Annotated in this window: 15 protein-coding genes; 10 read left to right on the top strand and 5 right to left on the bottom strand. The window is 54.7% G+C overall.

The genetic code is table 11. The features are described from left to right. Positions 1–33 precede the first annotated feature (33 nt). Positions 34–1,233 (bottom strand): acetylornithine transaminase, encoded by a 1,200-nt coding sequence (locus TX82_RS13345; protein WP_005011772.1) that lies wholly within the window; start codon positions 1,231–1,233, stop codon positions 34–36. A gap of 120 nt (positions 1,234–1,353) precedes the next feature. Between TX82_RS13345 and TX82_RS13340 the strand changes: the two genes are divergently transcribed. After that, positions 1,354–2,076 carry a ComF family protein gene (locus TX82_RS13340; protein WP_005011769.1) on the top strand — a complete coding sequence of 241 codons (723 nt, stop codon included), beginning with the start codon at positions 1,354–1,356 and terminating at the stop codon, positions 2,074–2,076. A gap of 2 nt (positions 2,077–2,078) precedes the next feature. Here the strand turns inward: TX82_RS13340 and nhaD are convergent, their stop codons facing one another. Beyond that, on the bottom strand, positions 2,079–3,413 hold the full coding sequence (gene nhaD / locus TX82_RS13335; RefSeq protein ID WP_005011767.1) for a sodium:proton antiporter NhaD: 1,335 nt from the start codon (positions 3,411–3,413) through the stop codon (positions 2,079–2,081). A 586-nt stretch (positions 3,414–3,999) separates the two neighbouring features. Here nhaD and TX82_RS13330 point away from each other — a divergent pair. From TX82_RS13330 to TX82_RS13310, 5 genes are read left to right on the top strand one after another with little or no spacing between them, the layout of a single operon-like run. Beyond that, positions 4,000–4,890 carry a polyprenyl synthetase family protein gene (locus TX82_RS13330; protein ID WP_005011759.1) on the top strand — a complete coding sequence of 297 codons (891 nt, stop codon included), beginning with the start codon at positions 4,000–4,002 and terminating at the stop codon, positions 4,888–4,890. Between the two features lie 20 nt (positions 4,891–4,910). Then, positions 4,911–6,899, top strand: a complete 1,989-nt coding sequence (gene dxs / locus TX82_RS13325; protein WP_005011757.1) for a 1-deoxy-D-xylulose-5-phosphate synthase — start codon at positions 4,911–4,913, stop codon at positions 6,897–6,899. 20 nt (positions 6,900–6,919) lie between these two features. After that, on the top strand, positions 6,920–7,507 hold the full coding sequence (gene hisB, locus TX82_RS13320) for an imidazoleglycerol-phosphate dehydratase HisB (RefSeq protein ID WP_005011756.1): 588 nt from the start codon (positions 6,920–6,922) through the stop codon (positions 7,505–7,507). Beyond that, positions 7,508–8,122 carry an imidazole glycerol phosphate synthase subunit HisH gene (gene hisH, locus TX82_RS13315; protein ID WP_005011754.1) on the top strand — a complete coding sequence of 205 codons (615 nt, stop codon included), beginning with the start codon at positions 7,508–7,510 and terminating at the stop codon, positions 8,120–8,122. 4 nt (positions 8,123–8,126) lie between these two features. Then, positions 8,127–9,038, top strand: coding sequence for a DMT family transporter (locus TX82_RS13310; protein WP_005011750.1), 912 nt, complete (start codon positions 8,127–8,129; stop codon positions 9,036–9,038). A 30-nt stretch (positions 9,039–9,068) separates the two neighbouring features. Here TX82_RS13310 and smpB read toward each other — a convergent pair whose 3' ends face one another. The 3 genes from smpB to mtaB are packed head-to-tail and all read right to left on the bottom strand — an operon-like array spanning position 9,069 to position 11,640. Then, positions 9,069–9,530, bottom strand: a complete 462-nt coding sequence (smpB, locus tag TX82_RS13305; RefSeq protein WP_042252691.1) for an SsrA-binding protein SmpB — start codon at positions 9,528–9,530, stop codon at positions 9,069–9,071. An 11-nt stretch (positions 9,531–9,541) separates the two neighbouring features. Continuing rightward, positions 9,542–10,330: an SAM hydrolase/SAM-dependent halogenase family protein gene (locus tag TX82_RS13300; protein WP_005011746.1), complete on the bottom strand. Its 789-nt coding sequence runs from the start codon at positions 10,328–10,330 to the stop codon at positions 9,542–9,544. Then, positions 10,318–11,640 (bottom strand): tRNA (N(6)-L-threonylcarbamoyladenosine(37)-C(2))-methylthiotransferase MtaB, encoded by a 1,323-nt coding sequence (gene mtaB, locus TX82_RS13295; RefSeq protein ID WP_005011744.1) that lies wholly within the window; start codon positions 11,638–11,640, stop codon positions 10,318–10,320. Before mtaB ends, TX82_RS13300 begins: the two co-directional genes overlap by 13 nt. A 203-nt stretch (positions 11,641–11,843) precedes the next feature. Between mtaB and TX82_RS13290 the strand changes: the two genes are divergently transcribed. Genes TX82_RS13290 through glmS form a run of 4 tightly spaced genes read left to right on the top strand, consistent with a single transcriptional unit; the run spans position 11,844 to position 15,923 of the window. Continuing rightward, entirely contained in the window at positions 11,844–12,110 is a 267-nt protein-coding gene (locus TX82_RS13290; protein ID WP_005011742.1) for a helix-turn-helix domain-containing protein, read from the top strand. Beyond that, positions 12,092–12,844: a sugar phosphate nucleotidyltransferase gene (locus TX82_RS13285; RefSeq protein ID WP_005011740.1), complete on the top strand. Its 753-nt coding sequence runs from the start codon at positions 12,092–12,094 to the stop codon at positions 12,842–12,844. Before TX82_RS13290 ends, TX82_RS13285 begins: the two co-directional genes overlap by 19 nt. Before the next feature lie 39 nt (positions 12,845–12,883). Next, on the top strand, positions 12,884–14,089 hold the full coding sequence (glmU, locus tag TX82_RS13280; RefSeq protein WP_005011737.1) for a bifunctional sugar-1-phosphate nucleotidylyltransferase/acetyltransferase: 1,206 nt from the start codon (positions 12,884–12,886) through the stop codon (positions 14,087–14,089). Between the two features lie 10 nt (positions 14,090–14,099). Beyond that, entirely contained in the window at positions 14,100–15,923 is a 1,824-nt protein-coding gene (glmS, locus tag TX82_RS13275) for a glutamine--fructose-6-phosphate transaminase (isomerizing) (protein ID WP_005011735.1), read from the top strand. Positions 15,924–15,953 lie beyond the last annotated feature (30 nt).

The raw sequence follows: 15,953 nt of genomic DNA, 5'->3' as shown, positions 1-15,953 counted from the left end.
TGGAACGTCCTCCACAATCGGTTTGGCGGTCGCTCAGGATTCCAACCGCGAAAGGCTTTCCGACACAGTTTGAATGAGGGTGTCGATTTCTTTTCGTTTGATGATCAAAGGCGGCAGGAACCGGAGCGTCGTGTTCTGCACACAGTTAATCAGAATTCCCTTTTCCATGCAATCGTTGAGGACGGGCATGCCGGGTACTTTCAGTTCCATGGCCAGCATCATTCCCAATCCCCGCACTTCCTTGACCACCGGGTGTTGCTTTGCAAGCGACTTCAGTTGTTTTGCGAAGTAATCCCCCGTCTCCCGTACATTTTTAAGGAAGGGTTTTTGCGCCACCACATCCAATGCCGCCTGGGCCGCGGCGCACGCCAAGGGGTTGCCGCCGAAGGTGGCTGCGTGCGTTCCGGGCACGAACGATTTCATTACTTCGTCGGTGGCCATCATCGCGCCGATGGCCATGCCTCCACCCAGCGCCTTGGCCAGTGTGATGACGTCCGGCTTCACCCCGAACCGTTCGTAAGCGAACAGGGCCCCCGTCCGGCCGAAACCTGTCTGGACCTCGTCGAATATCAGTAACAGTCCATTGTCCCGGCAAAGTTGCCGTAAATCTTTCAGGAACTGTTTGTCCGGAATGTTGACACCGCCTTCACCCTGCACCGGCTCGATGAGCACGGCGCAGGTTTTCTGGGAGACGGCCTTGGCCACGGCGTCGATGTCATTGAACCGGACATACTTGAAGCCTGAAAGCAGCGGCTTGAACCCGGAATGAAACTTGGTCTGTGCGGTGGCGCTCAAGGACCCCAGCGTGCGTCCATGGAACGAATTCGTAAACGTGAGTATCTCGAACCGGTTGTTGTACCCCTGGTCGGTGGAGTGTTTGCGCGCAAGCTTGATGGCTGCTTCGTTGGCCTCGGTTCCGCTGTTGCAGAAAAACACCTTGCCGGCAAAACTGAGGCGCGTCAGGTCCTTCGCCAGCCGGGACTGGGGTTCGATGTGGTACAGGTTGGACACATGGATCAGCGTACCCGCTTGTTTTCGGATGGCCTTGACAACTTCCGGGTGACAGTGCCCGAGATTGTCCACCGCAAGCCCGGTGACGCAGTCGAGATACTTTTTTCCCTCCGCGTCCCACACGTAACAACCCTTTCCCCGGACCAGGGCAAGCGGGAGCCGTCCGTAGGTGCGGGCGACATGCTTGTCGGTGAGCTTGATGATGTTTGCGGTCTTTTTCATGGGTAACGGTTCGCTGGAGGTGACGGGGTCGCCGGAAAAGGAGAATCCCTTCTTAACTATTGCTCATTTAACATATAGTATTTTAGGTGAATTTTAAAAGCATTTTTGGAGGGGTAAACGGTGGTCTGGATCCGAAAATTTTTCGACGTCCTGTTCCCGCGCCCGTGCATCGGTTGCGGTGGAAGGCGTCTGGATGACGGTGAATTCCTGTGTGGACTGTGCCATGACCACGTCCCCTTCATTCTCCCTCCTTTTTGTGCCACCTGCGGTCAACCCGGAGAAATGGAGTACGAGTATCCAACCGAAGACTTCGAGTGCGGATTGTGCCGCAAGAATACCTATCGCTTTGACCGGGCACGGTCCCTGGGGGTGTACGGATCGGTGCTCAAGGAGCTGGTGCACTTTTTCAAATATCAGTCTCATCCGGGCGCCATCGGCGATATCACTTTGCTGATCGAACAGAACCTGAAAGAAATTGGCGAAACCTATTCCGGCCTGGAAATCATCTGGGTGCCGTTGCATCGGCGTAAATTAAAAGAACGTGGGTTCGACCAGTCTTATGTGCTTGCCGACCGGCTGGCACGTCTGTGTTGCCTGCCCCTTGTGGAAGGGAGCCTTTGCCGGGTCCGCGATACGCCGCCGCAGGCGAGAAAAACCCGTGCCGAGCGCATGGAAAACGTAAAAGGAGCGTTCGAGGTGACCTGTCCGGAACGGATTGCGGGCCGCCGCCTGCTGGTGGTGGACGATGTGTTCACCACCGGGGCGACGGTCAACGAAGTGGCCAAAGTATTGAAACGCGCGGGAGCGGACCGGGTGGAAGTGTTCACCCTTGCCCGCGCCTGACGTCAACGCAGGGGAAGGGTGACCAGATACCAGCTGAATATGCTCGCAATGTAACCGATCATGATGGTCCATGACCATTTCAGATGGCTCAGGAAGGTGTAGTGTTTCCGATCTACACCCATGACGGCCACACCCGCGGCGGAACCGATCGATAACAGACTGCCGCCAACGCCCGTGGTGAGGGTGATCAAGAGCCATTGGTCCAGCCCCATGTTCGGGTCCATCTTGAGCACAGCGAACATGACCGGAATGTTATCGACGATGGCGGAAAGAACCCCGACAATAATGTTCGACCAGGTGGGGCCGATGCCTTCGTACATGTTTTGGCTTACAAGAGCCAAGTATCCTATGTACTGAAGTGCGCCGACGGCTGTCAGCACCCCGAAGAAAAACAACAGGGTGTCGAACTCCACTGTGGCGATCTTGTTGAAAATGTCAAAATGCTTTGGCTCGCCTTTGTGGATTTCCCCGTAGAGCCCGGTTTCGTATACCTTCTTATCCGGCCGGATTTTCAGCCAGTAGCCGTAGATCATCAGAACCCCCAGGCCGAACATCATTCCCAAATAAGGTGGCAGGTGCAGGAAGTGATGAAAGCTGACTGCCGTGGCGATAGTCAGGATGCCCAGCACCATAACCACTTTGCCGCCCTGTTTGATTGGAATGGTCTCCTTGGGGACGTCCGGGAATTTTTTGGGAAGAAAAGGGAACATGCACAACGCCGGAATGATCCAGTTCACAAACGAGGGAATAATCAGATAAATGAACTCGTGCGTTTCCACTTTGTGAGCCGTCCACACCATGAGGGTGGTGATATCGCCAAACGGGCTGTATGCGCCACCCGCATTGGCCGCAACCACAATGTTGATGAAGGCCAGCGTGATGAAGCGTCCGTTGCCCTGGCTGACCGCCAGCGCTACGGTGGACATGAGCAGGGCGCTGGTCAGGTTGTCCGCCAGCGGGGAAAGGAAAAACGTGATGAGTCCCGTTGCCCAGAACAGCTTGCGGAAACCCAGGTTCTTGCTCAACAACCACGCCCGCAGGGAATTGAAAACGTTTCGCTCAGCCAGTGTGTTGATGTAGGTCATGGCAGCCAGAAGAAAGAAAAACAGCTCTCCAATTTCCGCGATGAGTTCTTTTATATAGTGGTGCGCGGCATCGCCATCCATGCCGTTGGAAGCCTGGTAAAGGCCTATGATGAACCACATGAAACAGCCGGCAACGATCACCGGTTTGGATTTTCTCAAATGAAGTTTTTCTTCCAGCACCACGAGCGAGTAACCGACGACAAAAGCAATGAGACAAATATAACCCGCCCAGGTGTTAGTCAATTGGTGCATCTGAGGCTCCTACATTTTTATCCGGGGGTTTGGCGCTGAACGGAAGGGATCAGACGGTTAAAGTCCGGAACACAATAATTATGAGGAAAAGAATCCTGGATCAGGTTCTTCTTTGAAGAAAGAATGATTTTACCAAATTGTATCAACCACACCACCCTTAATTCTATTAGTGTGCAAACGAAATAGTTGTTTTTTTTGTCCAATTTTTTCGACCCCGTATTGGAGATTGGTGAGGACAGAACTCAATAGATGAAATAATACCTGCCGGGCTGCCTGCGAATCCAACAGGGAGTGGCTTCCAAGCTCTGCAGGTGTTGCATCGGTGAAAACAGGCCGTGCAAATAGGTCCGGTCTGGCATCGGGAAATAAGGAATCCCCGCACGGATATGGTTGCAGGGAACGTCCCGATTCCGACCCGGACTGGGATATCCGGCAAAAAGGGTTATTTTTCAAATGGTTTCGTGTTATGGGTGGGTTGGATTAAAGGTTGACTGTGGTTGAAAGTGTGTTACCATCTTGTTTTGTGAAAATAGTGGATAAGAGTTTCTCCCGCAAATTTAATAAGATATAAGGGAATAAGGAAGCATTGCCCGCCGAGGATTATTTAGCTGAGTGTAAGGAATATATCGACGAGGCGATTCCCCTGTTCCTTCCGGAGCCAGATACGTATCCGGTAAGCATCCATGAGTCGATGCACTACAGTTTGTCCGCTGGGGGGAAACGGCTGAGGCCTACCTTATTGATTGCCGCGACGGAAGCCGTGGGTGGCAGCCGTAAGGACGTGCTTCCATTCGCAGTTGCCGCCGAGTTCCTCCATACGTACACCTTGATTCATGACGACCTTCCCGCGCTGGACAATGACAGCCTGCGGAGGGGTAAGCCGACAAACCACAAGGTTTTTGGTGAAGCCATTGCCATTCTCGCGGGGGATGCGCTTCTCACCCAGGCATTCGTATTGATGACCAACGCCTTTTTGATGGAGGCCATCCCGCACGAAAACATCCTTCGCGCATCGCATGAAATGGCTCAGGCGCTCAGTTCCACCGGGGTCATTGGCGGCCAGGTGGTGGACTTGGAATCGGAAGGGAAGCCGATCGAAGCTTCTACACTGGAATACATTCATATTTACAAAACCGGTTTCTTTTTTAAATCGTGTGTCCGTGTGGGCGCCATACTGGGTCGCGCGGATTCGCAACAACTTGGGGCCATTTCCCGATTCGGGGCACATATTGGTTTGGCCTTTCAAATCATAGATGATATCCTCGATATCGTTGGCGATAAGGCAAAGATCGGCAAGGATGTCGGAAGCGATGTCAGTAAAAACAAGGCGACGTATCCGGCGCTGTTTGGCTTGGAGGAATCCCGAAAGAAAGCCGACAGCCTGGTTGAGGAGGCCATCACCTGTCTGAAAGATTTTGACGAGCGCGCGAATCCTCTCCGCGACATCGCCCTCTTTTTTGTTCAACGGACTTTTTAAATAAAACAAGTGGAATCGTTATGAGCAAATTTTTGCAAAAAATCAACAGTCCCCAGGATCTGAAATCGTTGAGCCGGGAAAACCTGCCGGACCTGGCGGCGGAAATCCGCGATGCTCTCCTGAATACCATCTCCAAAACCGGAGGGCACCTGGGGTCGAACATGGGTGTGGTCGAATTGACCATCGCCCTGCACTATGTGTATGAAAGTCCGAAGGACATGTTCATCTGGGACGTGGGTCACCAGACCTACGTGCACAAACTGTTGACCGGCCGACGCGATCGGTTCCACACCCTGCGCCAATATGAAGGATTGAGCGGTTTCACCAAGCGTGAAGAGAACGAGCACGATCATTGGAACTGCGGGCATGGCGGTACATCCATTTCGGCGGCACTGGCGTTTGCCAAGGCGCGCGACCTGAAAAAAGAAGATCACAATGTGCTGGCAATCATCGGCGATGGTTCCATGACGGCAGGCATGGCGTTTGAAGGCCTGAACCATACGGGGCACCTGCAGACCGACATGGTGGTGGTGCTGAATGACAACGAGATGTCCATCTCCAACAACGTTGGCGGGATGTCGGCTCATCTGAGCCAGATCATGACCGGACAGGTCATGACCAAGATCAAACGTGAGATCGACCAGCTTCTGCTCGCCATTCCGGGAATCGGCAAGGATATTTCCCGTTATGCGCACAAGATCGACGAGGCCATCAAAGGCGTGTTCATTCCAGGACGGCTGTTCGAGGACCTGGGATTTCGTTACATCGGCCCGATCGACGGCCACAACACGGATGCGCTGATTGAAACCTTTGAGGCCATCAAGGGATTGAAAGGTCCGACCCTGGTTCACGTAATCACCCGCAAGGGTAAGGGGTACAAGGTGGCGGAGGAAAAAGCCGACGTGTGGCATGGCGCTTCTCCGTTCGACATTGAAACCGGAGTTTTTCACAAAAAGGCTTCGAACCCGAATTACACCTCCGTTTTCGCGCAGGCACTGATTGACCTGGCGAAAGAGGATGAGACCATCATCGGTATCACCGCCGCCATGCCGGACGGCGCGGGCATCAGCAAGTTCGGCAAGGAGTTTCCGGAGCGTACATTCGATGTGGGCATGGCCGAACAGCATGCAGTGGATTTCGCGGGTGCGATGGCGCTCAAGGGCTTGCGCCCCGTTGCGGCCATCTACTCCACATTCCTGCAACGCGCCTACGACCAGGTGGTGCATGACGTGTGCCTGATGAACATCCCGGTCGTGTTTGCCATGGACCGCGCAGGCATCGTCGGCGAAGATGGCGCGACGCATCAGGGACTGTACGACATCGCCTACCTGCGCACTCTCCCGAACATGGTCATCATGGCGCCGAAAGATGAAAACGAAATGCGTCACATGCTCAAAACGGCCATTTACCACAATGGTCCCGCTGCACTGCGTTATCCGCGGGGCGCGGGCCTGGGTGTCGATCTCGATCCGGAAATCCAGGAAATGGAGATCGGCAAGGGCGAGGTTTTGAAAGAAGGCACGGACATCGCCCTCGTGGCTTACGGCCACATGGTGCGCCCGGCAGAGAACGTTGCCAAAAAACTTGAAGAGCAGGGCATCAGTGTGGCGGTCATCAACGCCCGCTTTGTCAAGCCGCTTGACGAAGAACTGGTTCTGCGCTACGCCCGCGCCACGCAGTGCATGGTGACGCTGGAAGAGCATTCGGAGCAGGGCGGGTTCGGTTCCGCCGTGCTGGAAGCGCTCCACAAGGAACCGTCTGACCAGGCGTTCCAGGTGAAGTGCATTGGTGTCGCAGACATCGTGGTGGAGCACGGCGCGCCAGCCCTGGTTCGCCGCGACCTGAAGATCGACGAAGAGGGTCTTTTGGAAACAATTTCCCAGTTCTATGGCCAGGTCATGGAAATGTCCCTGGTTTCCGGGATGAACCACCAGAACAATGGGAGCAAACACAGCCATCCGTCCAACGGAGCCAAGGAAACCGTCAAACCCACTCTCAGGACGGCCTGAGTAATCCGGCCATCGCGTCAATGGATAGATGTTCCCAGATCACACGCAAAACCAGCGAAACGGAAATTGAAGTCAGTCTGGTCATCGACGGAAGCGGGCAGAGCGAAATTCAAACCCCGATTCCGTTTCTCGACCATATGCTGGCACAATTGACCCGCCACGGTTATTTTGACCTGCAACTCAAGGCCAAGGGCGACATCGAGATCGATTTTCACCACACGGTGGAGGACGTCGGCATCACCCTCGGTCAGGCCTTCGACAAGGCGCTGGGCGACAAGAAAGGCATCCGCCGCTTTGCCAGTTCGAGTGTTCCCCTGAACGAGGCGCTGGCGGAATGTGTGGTGGATATCAGCGGCCGCTCGTTTTTCGTGTTCAACATCGACCTTCCCAAAACCAAGCTGGGCCAATTTGATGTCGAACTGGTTCCAGAATTTTTCCAAGCCTTTTCCGCCAACAGCGGCGTCACCCTGCATCTCAACTCGCCCTATTGGAGCAACCTGCACCACATCGTGGAAGCGTCCTTCAAGGCGTTTGCCAAGGCGCTCGACCAGGCCTGCGCGCTGGACCCGCGGTCGGATGCGATTCCTTCTACCAAAGGCAAATTGTAGATGATCGCCATCATCGACTACGGGATGGGCAACCTGCGGTCGGTGCACAAGGCCTTCGAGGCGGTGGGCGCCGATGCCCGCGTCACCCGCGACCCCAAAACCATTGCGGATGCCTCCTCCGTTGTGCTTCCCGGCGTGGGGGCGTTCAAGGACTGCATGGCCAACCTGGATGCGTACGGCCTGATCGATCCCGTTCGCAAAGCCATCCAGAGCGGCAAGCCGTTTCTCGGTATCTGCCTGGGCCTGCAACTGCTGTTCGAGCAGAGCGTGGAGTTCGGTACCGTTCCGGGACTGGGCGTTTTGCCGGGCAAGGTGATTCGATTCGATTTCGAGGACGGTTCCGACCTCAAAGTGCCGCATATGGGATGGAACACGGTAAACGTTAAAAAGGATTCGGTGCTTTTTGATGCCACCGATCCCCATCCCTATTTTTACTTCGTCCACTCGTATTTCGTTCAGCCGGACAATCCTTCCGCCGTGGTCACCACCACCGAATACGGACGCGAGTTCGTTTCCGGTATCGAACACGAAAATATTCACGCCTTCCAGTTTCATCCAGAAAAAAGCCAGAGGGCCGGCTTGAAACTGCTGGAGAAGTTCGCCCGGCTGAACTGACTTCATGCCACGGACCGATTACGGACGCGGTGTGTTCTTCGCGTTGACCACCACCGTGCTTTGGGGTTTGCTGCCGGTCGTCATGCAGATCGCGCTCGCCGACTTTTCTCCCGGCTCCATCGTCTGGTTCCGTTTCACGTTTGCGTTCATCGCTCTGTGGGCATTCCTGCGCCTTCAAAAAAAACCGCCGGAAGGAATTTTCCGCAATCCTCCCTTGTTTGCCATCCTTGCTGGTTTGTGCCTTTCCGGAAATTACTATTATTTTCTGCGCGGGATCAGCGCCAGTTCCCCATCCAACGCAGCGGTGCTGATCCAGACCGCACCGGTACTGGTAGTATTGATTGGAGTCTTCGTATTCCGGGAACGCTTCTCGGCCCCGCAGGCGGGGGGACTCGCAATTGCGCTGATTGGATTTGTCCTGTTTTTCCGTGACCAGCATGCCCACGCAGTGGATGTGGATCTCTATAATACGGCAAATGGGTTTGTGTTGGTTGCCGGGGTGCTGTGGGCGGTGTACATGACGTTCCAGAAATCGCTCACACCAAAGTATGAGGCCCAGCAATTGAACCTGCTGGTTTACGGGATCGCCTCCCTGGTGCTGGTGAGTACAGTGAGTTGGTCCGATTACTTTAATTTTGACTGGGTGGCCTGGGGACTCATGCTGTTTCTCGGTATGAACACTCTTCTTGCCTACGGGTTTCTGGCGGAAGCCATCAAGCATATCCCCCTATGGCTCATCAGTGTGATTGTCACACTCAACCCCTTCATCACGCTGGGAGTGATGAAACTCCTGCCCGTTGTCTGGCCGGGTCTGGTGGAGCCGGAACGAATTGGATTGCTGGGTTACTTCGGGGCCATGACGGCCATAGGCGGGGTGATTCTTGTCATCCGGAAAAAAAGTGAGGCTGAAGAATGATTACGGAAAGTGCACAACTTTTGGCGGGATTCAGCCCTTGAAGTCGCCTTTCATGGCCTTCCGGATTTCGCGATCCACTTCCCGTTTTTTGATGGACTCGCGTTTGTCGTGCTGCTTTTTGCCTTTGGCTATTGCCAGTTCCACCTTGGCAATGCCGTTTTTGAAATAAATTTTTAGCGGAATCAGGCTGTATCCTTTTTCATTGCTTGCGCCAATGAGTCGGTTGATCTCCTTGCGGTGCAGGAGCAACTTGCGTTTTCGCATGGGATCATGGTTGAACTGCGTCGCCGGTGTGTACGGGCTGATGTGGCAGTTGTGCAGAAACACCTCGTTCTGCTCCACCCAGGCGTAACTGTCCGCAAGATTGGCACGCCCGTCGCGCAGAGATTTTACTTCCGTTCCCATCAGGGCAAGGCCCGCCTCCATCGTTTCTTCAATGAAGTAGTCGTGGCGGGCTTTCTTGTTCTGGCAAATGATTTTGATATCCGACATATTTTTGACCGTCAATCCGCCTGGGTGACACTTACCGGGGTGCCGATTTTCACTTTCAGTTTTTGGGCCGCGTTGCCTTCGCGGTGGAAAATCTCGAGCGCGTTCCAGCTGTTGATGATGATGCCGACCGCATCTTCCTTCTCTTCAGAATAGCTGGAAACCGGGCCCTGCACGGTAAGGCGGCCCACCTGCACCTCCAGCTTTTCCGGGTGCTCAAAGACCCCTTCCAGCAGACCCGCGTCGATGTTGGTTGTCAGGTTGCCGAAGTGATCGACATAAATGATTTCTCCTGAAATTTTGGTGCCATCAAATTTTGGCAACGGCAGGTCCAGTGTAACCGGGTCGGCGATTTTTCGGCCGAATGTGCGCAGGGTTTTACCTCTGGCCAGCCACGCCGCAACAGGGGAAAATATATCGCGTCCGTGAAACGTGGTGGAAAGGTTTTTCAGAAAATACTTTTCGGTGGTCAATTCGTAACAACTGGCCTGGGAATCGATCACCGAGGTGAAAACACCGTTGTCGGGACCGACGAACCAATAGTCGTAACTTTTCAGCCCCATGGGACGCCGCACCCCGCCCACACCCGGGTCCACCACCACCACGTGCACCGTACCTTTTGGAAAATAAGGGTAGGCCGCCTTCACCACGAGGGCTGCCTGTAAAATATTCTGGGGCTGGATTTGATGAGTGAGGTCGACCAGCCGGACGTCCGGAGCGATGTTGAGTATCACTCCCTTCATGATGCCGACGTAAGGATCGTCGAGACCGAAATCGGTGGTGAGGGTGATTACAGGACGCATCCCGAAACCTGCTGATCGGATGCGTCCTGGATCCACACCGGCACGACCCGGTTCATCAACGCATCGCTCCCGTCGAGTGATACCGGGATGAAGTGTTCGGTATGTCCCCGCAAGCGGCCGCTGGCCGGGTCGCGGCTGGTCTCGATCAACACATTGGCGGTTCGGCCCTCCATCGACTGGCGGAAGGTCAGGGCCTTGTCACGTCCCAATTCGGTGAGCCTGCGGTTGCGTTCCTTTTTGTCCGTTTTGGGTACGTTGTTTTTCATGGCAAATGCCGTCGTTCCCTTTCTCGGGGAGTAAGTGAATACGTGCAGGTAGGTGAAGGGCAGGTCCTGTACCAGTCGGTATGTATTTTCGAACATCGTCTCCGTTTCCCCGGGAAAACCGACAATGACGTCGGCCCCCAATCCGAGGTTCGGTATGCGCGCCGCAGCCCGCTCCACTACGTCGCGATATTGCGCAGAGTTGTAATTGCGTTTCATGGCCGACAGCACCGAGTCATCCCCGCTTTGCAGTGGAATGTGGAAGTGCGGGCAGATGTTGTCGCGCTCAGACATCAGGTCGATGAGCCGGTCGTCGATCTCCATGGGATTGATGCTGCTGATGCGCAGTCGGAAATCGCCGGGCAAATCCGCGATCTCTTCCACCAGGGACGAAAATGTTTCCGGTGTTTCCTTGTCCATTCCGTAGGTGCCGAGGTTGATGCCCGTCAGCGTGATTTCCTTGAATCCTGCATCCAGGGAACAACGTACATTGGTCAGAATGTTTTCGCGTTCATCACTGATGGAACGGCCGCGCGCCCGCGCCACGGTGCAGAACGTGCATTCCTCGTCGCACCCGGTCTGCACCTTGATGAATGCTTTCGACTTGCCGCCGAATTCCGTCACAGGGATGGTTTTGAAATCCCAGCTTTTGGTGATGTCCGTCATCACCACGTCCGGATCGCCAAACTCGTCTTTACGGCGCAGGCTTTCCAGCCGTTTGCGGATGGCGCTGGCGATGTCCAGCTTGTTGGCGTTGCCCAGCAAAACGTCCAGACCGGCGACTTGGCTGACTTCCTCCGGGTTGTTCTGTGCGTAGCAACCGGTGAACACCACCATGGCGTCCTCGTTGATGGCCAGCGATCGTTTCACAGCCTGCCGGGAGGAGGCGTCGCTTTTCGCCGTGACCGTGCAGGAGTTGATAACGTAAATATCCGCTGAATCGTTCGGTTCGACAATGGTAAACCCCTCATTTTCAAGAAGGGTCTGCATTTCCGCGGTATCGTTCTGGTTGGTCCGGCAACCCAGTGTGTTGAAAGCGACTTTCATGATAATTCGGAATAACGGTTTTTAATTGAGGATTCATATTAAACGAGGCAATTACATCGAATCAACCGATAAATCCCCGTCCGGGTTCGTTCCCCGCAGGGTTTTCAGTTGACCCCCAAAAAGGGGTTTGTTAGTATGCCCGCATCTTATCCCATCCCATTTAAAAAGTTTGTCCGAATTCTCTTCGTGTCGGGTCGCCTTTTATGGATAGAACTTCCAAAGATATCCGCACCTTTTTGGAAAAATGGCTCCATAAAAGTGTCAAGCAGTACGTTTCCAGTATGGACGGCAACGAAAAAGGAGACCTGTATGACCTGTTGGTCCTTGGATTGGAAAAACCTCTTCTTGAAATGGTTCTGGAAGAAACCAATGGCAACCAGACCAAAGCCGCCAATATTCTGGGTATCAACCGGAACACCCTCCGCAAAAAAATCCACGAGCATGGCATTCAATGCAAGGTAAAGGTTTAGCCGCAGTCATCCTGGCGGCGGGGAAGGGGACGCGGATGTGTTCAGATCTTCCCAAGGTTCTGCACCCGCTGGGGGGACGGCCGTTGCTCCTCCATGTTCTGGACGCGCTCCGTCCGCTGGCCCCGGAGAGAATAGTGATCGTGGTCGGATACCAGGCCGACCGCGTTCGCCAGGCCGTTCCGGAGGGGGTGGCGCAGTTTGTAGAGCAGACCGAGCAGTTGGGAACGGGACATGCTGTCCAGCAGACGGAGGGAACGCTTGCGGATTTTTCCGGCCATGCCCTCATTTTATGCGGGGACATGCCGCTGATCCGCCCCGAAACCCTGCAGGATCTCGTTGCCCGGCACCGGGAATTGGCTGCCGCCTGCACCCTGTTGAGCCTGAAATCAAAGGGGAAAAAAGACTTTGGACGGGTGATCCGCACCCCCGAGGGCCGGGTGGACCGCATTGTGGAAAACAAGGACGCGACCCCTCAGGAAAAAACAGTTGACGAATACAATTCCGGAGTTTATTGTTTTCAAAAGAGTATTCTTTTCAAGGCTTTAAAGGGCGTTGACAATCGCAACGCACAGCAGGAATACTATCTGACAGATACCGTCGCTCGCATCAATCGGGAGGGGCTTGCGGTCGAGGCCATTCAGACCTCGGACGCCTCCGAATTGATCGGTATCAATTCGCTCGAAGACCTGGTCGCCGCGGAGCGGCTCTTTTCCCAACGCGCCTCGAACCCCTGAGCTTTCCGTCTTCGCATTTTGTTCTGAGGAATCACACTGATGAAAGCGGTCATCCTTGCGGCAGGAAAAGGAAACAACCTGACGCCCTTTTCCGACACCCGCCCCAATCCCATGATCAGTGTGGCCGGACGGTACCTGTTCAATCATTGCCTGAATCTGCTTCAGAAATCAGGCATCAGTGATGTGTACGTGGTGGTGGGTCATAAAAAGGACAAATTACTGGAGGAAATCCACCAGCACACCCTCAACGGCCTCAACCTGAATGTGGTGGAGCAGAAAAAATCCGCGGGCATCGGTGATGCGGTCATGCAGGTACGCGACAAAATCCTGCACGGTGAATACTTTCTGTTGATCTACGGCGACATCGTGACCGCCGACAACATTTTCAGCAAGACCCAGCAGTCGTTTCATACGTTCAAATCACCGGTGGCGTCCATCTGCCTGCCGCCGTCGAACGATATGTTCGGCAACGTGTTCCTGAACGCAAACATGAAGATCACGCGGATCATCGAAAAACCCAAGGGCGACAACCTGGGCAACTACGTTCTGGCCGGCGTCTACATCCTGCCGGAGACGTTTTTCGACCTGCTCCAAAAGAACAAGCGGTCCATGGAAAAAGCAATCAAGGCGCTGGCGGATGGCGAAGGCCTGCGCGCCTCGATGTGGGAAGAGGACTGGCTGGACATTGTGTATCCCTGGGAAATCCTCACGGCAAATCAGATCATCATGGACAGCTGGGAGGAGTCGTCGATCGCCAAGACCGCCAAGCTGGAATCCAACGTCACCATCACCGGACCGGTGCAGATTGAAGAAGGCGTCCGCATCAAGGCGGGGGCCGTGCTGGAAGGGCCGTGCTCCATCGGTGCCGGCAGTTACATCGGCAACAACTCACTCATCCGCAGCTATACGGCCGTGGGTGGGAACTGTTCGGTCGGCTACGGCGTCGAATTGAAGAACTGCGTGATCCACAAGGATTCGCGAATCGGCCGTCTGTCGTTCATCGGGGACAGCGTGCTGGGCGAAAACGTGGACATCGGCGCGGGTACCATGACCGTCAACCGGACGATGACGTGGGACCCGGTTGAAGTAAAGCAGAACAAGAAAACGTTTAAAACGGGCCGGACCAAGCTGGGCGCCTTCATCGGCGACAACGTGGTCATCGGCGCGGGCAACACCATCGAGCCCGGCATTGTGATTCCGCCGGGAAAGATTTTTCCATCTCATTACTCAGTCAAGAACGGATAAAGAATCCATCATGTGCGGCATCACCGGCGCGGTCGGCCTGAAAGACATTTCGAATCAACTGTTCGAAGGCATTCGCAACCTCGAGTACCGGGGTTACGATTCCTGCGGCGTGGCGTTGATGAGCGGCAAGCGCGCGATCGTGGTTAAAAAGAACGTCGGTTACGTGGACGATGTGTACAAGAAGGAGAACGTTCTCCAACATCAGGGTCATACCGGCATTGCACATACCCGTTGGGCCACGCACGGTCAGGTGACCAAAAACAACACGCACCCGTTCTCCTCCTGCGACAAAAAATTTGCAGTGGTGCATAACGGCATTATTTCCAACTACCAGGCTCTGCGAAAACAGTTGAAAGCCGAAGGGCACAAGTTCATATCCGATACCGACACCGAGGTGGTGCCCCATCTCCTCGAAAAGTTTTACCAGGAAACAGGCTCGGTCGAGGCGGCGTTCGTGAACACGCTCCGCCAGTTGGAAGGATCGTATGCCATCGCCTTTATCAGCATCCATCAGCCCGACCAGATTTTTTGCGCACGGCGGGAGTCGCCCCTCCTTCTCGGCATCGACGACGAAGTGAAATACGTTGGTTCTGATTTCAACGCATTCATCGACCATACCAAGAACGCAGTCATCATGGATGATGACGAATACGCCATCGTGTCCCGCGATGCTTACGTGGTCAAAAGCACGGTCACGCAGGAGGTGGTGGCAAAGCCGGTGACGCGAATCGAGTGGGACAGCGAAACCACGCGGAAGGGCGGATACCCGCATTACATGCTGAAAGAAATTTACGAACAGCCGCAGACCATCAACAACGCGCTGGATGTGGATGAAAAAAAGATGGACGAGTTCGTGGACCTGCTCGACAAAAAGGCCACCGCCCAACTGGTTGGCGTGGGCACCACGTTTTACGTGACGATGTATGCCAACTACATCTTCAGCCAGATTTCCGGAAAATACATCCCAGCCATTAGTTCCGACGAATTCGTATCCCTGTCTCCGGTGGATGGAGACAGTTTCGTGCTTGCCATTTCGCAATCGGGCGAAACCTACGACACGATCTCCGCTCTCAAGCACGCGAAGGCGCAGGGCGCGGCGACAGGCGCCATCGTCAACGTCATGGGTTCCACCATATCAAGGTTGGTGGACAAAACGATTCTTCAGGGGTCGGGCCCGGAAATCTGCGTGATCAGCACCAAGGCAGCGTTGGCGCAGATGGTGATCCTCACACACATGGCGCTAAAGCTGGGACTGCGCCGGAAGCGCATCACCCAGCGGCAGTACAAGGCGTCGCTCAAATCCCTGCACGACCTGCCGGAGGTTATCAACGGCATTCTCAACGAACGTTCCGGGTTCATCCACCGCATTGCGCACCAGCATCGCAATGTAAAGAACTGGTTGTACCTGGGTCGGGGCATTTATTACCCCATTGCTTTGGAGTCTGCGCTCAAGATGAAGGAAGTCGCTTATGTCCACGCAGAGGGTATGCCCTGTGGCTTCCTCAAGCACGGCACGCTGGCGATGATCGACGACGACGTGTATTCCATCGTTTTCATTCCGCCGAAAAGCGACAAGGCCATGTACCAGGCGACACTGGCCAGCGTGGCGGAAATCCGCGCGCGGTCGGGATTCGTGCTGGGGATTCATTTCGACGAACGCGGCAAGGACAAGGAATTGTTCAGCGAAGAACTGATCATTCCACAAGTGCCGGACATCGTCGCTCCCTTCATTCATCTGGTGATCTCCCAGTTATTGGCCTATTTCACTGCGACCTCCCTCAAACGGAACGTAGACAAGCCGCGCAGTCTTGCCAAATCGGTAACGGTGGGTTAGTCTGTGCAACCGTGCCGGGCGTGATGGGTT

Origin of the sequence: Nitrospina gracilis 3/211 (assembly GCF_000341545.2) — a bacterium.
GTDB lineage: Bacteria > Nitrospinota > Nitrospinia > Nitrospinales > Nitrospinaceae > Nitrospina > Nitrospina gracilis.
This window is presented reverse-complemented; position numbering and strand designations above follow the sequence as displayed.

What these genes read in the sequence shown, in the direction of transcription:
- TX82_RS13345 (WP_005011772.1), bottom strand. Translation starts at nt 1,233, where the DNA reads ATGAAAAAGACCGCAAACATCATCAAGCTCACCGACAAGCATGTCGCC.
- nhaD (WP_005011767.1), bottom strand. Translation starts at nt 3,413, where the DNA reads ATGCACCAATTGACTAACACCTGGGCGGGTTATATTTGTCTCATTGCT.
- dxs (WP_005011757.1), top strand. Translation starts at nt 4,911, where the DNA reads ATGAGCAAATTTTTGCAAAAAATCAACAGTCCCCAGGATCTGAAATCG.
- hisB (WP_005011756.1), top strand. Translation starts at nt 6,920, where the DNA reads ATGGATAGATGTTCCCAGATCACACGCAAAACCAGCGAAACGGAAATT.
- hisH (WP_005011754.1), top strand. Translation starts at nt 7,508, where the DNA reads ATGATCGCCATCATCGACTACGGGATGGGCAACCTGCGGTCGGTGCAC.
- TX82_RS13310 (WP_005011750.1), top strand. Translation starts at nt 8,127, where the DNA reads ATGCCACGGACCGATTACGGACGCGGTGTGTTCTTCGCGTTGACCACC.
- smpB (WP_042252691.1), bottom strand. Translation starts at nt 9,530, where the DNA reads ATGTCGGATATCAAAATCATTTGCCAGAACAAGAAAGCCCGCCACGAC.
- TX82_RS13300 (WP_005011746.1), bottom strand. Translation starts at nt 10,330, where the DNA reads ATGCGTCCTGTAATCACCCTCACCACCGATTTCGGTCTCGACGATCCT.
- mtaB (WP_005011744.1), bottom strand. Translation starts at nt 11,640, where the DNA reads ATGAAAGTCGCTTTCAACACACTGGGTTGCCGGACCAACCAGAACGAT.
- TX82_RS13290 (WP_005011742.1), top strand. Translation starts at nt 11,844, where the DNA reads ATGGATAGAACTTCCAAAGATATCCGCACCTTTTTGGAAAAATGGCTC.
- TX82_RS13285 (WP_005011740.1), top strand. Translation starts at nt 12,092, where the DNA reads ATGCAAGGTAAAGGTTTAGCCGCAGTCATCCTGGCGGCGGGGAAGGGG.
- glmU (WP_005011737.1), top strand. Translation starts at nt 12,884, where the DNA reads ATGAAAGCGGTCATCCTTGCGGCAGGAAAAGGAAACAACCTGACGCCC.
- glmS (WP_005011735.1), top strand. Translation starts at nt 14,100, where the DNA reads ATGTGCGGCATCACCGGCGCGGTCGGCCTGAAAGACATTTCGAATCAA.